Source organism: Treponema sp. R80B11-R83G3 (assembly GCF_054786115.1).
Genome location: NZ_BDHF01000218.1, coordinates 1 through 1,365, shown reverse-complemented (window position 1 = coordinate 1,365; position 1,365 = coordinate 1). Strand labels below are relative to the sequence as shown.

At 42.4% G+C, this 1,365-nt stretch carries 1 protein-coding gene; it reads left to right on the top strand.

Features of this window, described 5'->3' with window-relative positions:
• Window positions 1-69: 69 nt before the first annotated feature.
• The gene (locus tag ACYVRH_RS12765; protein ID WP_461257278.1) at window positions 70-1,356 is read left to right on the top strand and encodes a tetratricopeptide repeat protein; all 1,287 of its coding nucleotides are present in this window, start codon (window positions 70-72) and stop codon (window positions 1,354-1,356) included.
• The last annotated feature ends 9 nt before the right edge of the window (window positions 1,357-1,365 follow it).

Genomic DNA, 1,365 nt, shown 5'->3' with positions numbered 1-1,365 from the left:
GGGTAATAGGCCCTGCGATAGAAGAATTTAGCAAGGCGATAAAAATAGACCCGAAATTTACCGCCGCGTATATCAGGCGCGGCGTATTATTACATACAGGCCTTTCACGAAAGTGATAAGGCAAAAGCTGATTTTGACAGCGCGATAAAACTTGATGAAAATAATTTCCTTGCGTATTTAAACAGGGGCGCGGTACAACGTGATAAAGCCAGCGCGATAGCGGATTACACAAAGGCAATCGAAATTGACACTGATTATATCCCTGCGTATGTATACCGGGGTTACACATACGCATGGGTAAAAGATTATGATCACGCGATAGCGGATTATACCGCCGCAATAAGGCTGAAACCGAATGATATAAACTTCTTTTATCTTAGGGCCGAAGCTTACGAATATAAAAAGGACTATGATAGGGAGATAGCGGATTATGCCAATATTATTAAAATAAAACCCGATGATACCACGGCGTATTACCTCCGTGGCGACGCGTACTTTTTTGATAAAAAGGATTATAAAAACGCCTTAACAGCGTATGCCGCCCTTATCGGCATTTTCCCCAATGAAGCCAATGCGTACTATATTCGCGGAAGGACGAATGAAGAATTAGCGGATTACAGCCGGGCGATAGCGGATTGGACAGACGCTATAAGGCTTAATCCGAATTTTATACTTGCGTATGTGCGCCGGGGCCTTGTATTGATTAACATTTTTAAAGACTATGATAAAGCTATAGCCGATTTTACTAAAGCTATTGGAATAAAGCGGGGCGATGACTCAGAATATCAAAAAAAGTCAATTCCAAACATAATTGAGAATGAAGACGACCAGGTTTCTTTACTGACCATTGCGTTTGGCATAAATGCCGATATAGCTTATGACCCAGAACAGTTATATTATTTTCGCGGTATTGCGTATCAAAATAAAGGCGATATTGACAAAGCGCTTGCTGATTACAGCGAATCTCTTAGGATAAAACCGATTTTTGCCGCCGCCCTTAATCGCGGGCAAATATACAGCGGCAGGAATAATTTTGACATGGCAGTGGCCGATTTTAACGCCGCGTTAAAAATCAAGCCGAATGATATTGATGCCCTAAAAAATCGCGGCTATGCAAATTTCCAGAAAAGGGATTTTAACGCAGCGCTAGCCGATTACAACTCTGCATTAAAGATAAACCCAAAAGATGTCTGGACTCTGCTAAATCGGGGGATGACGTATATTAGACTTGGCGGCGATAAATACCCTTTCCACGAAGCGGAACGCCTTGCACAAGCGGACTGGAAAGAAGTATTGAAAATAGAGCCAGGCAATGATCAGGCGGAAGAATGGCTTGCGGTAAGATTTTGGTGGTAACACCAGTTA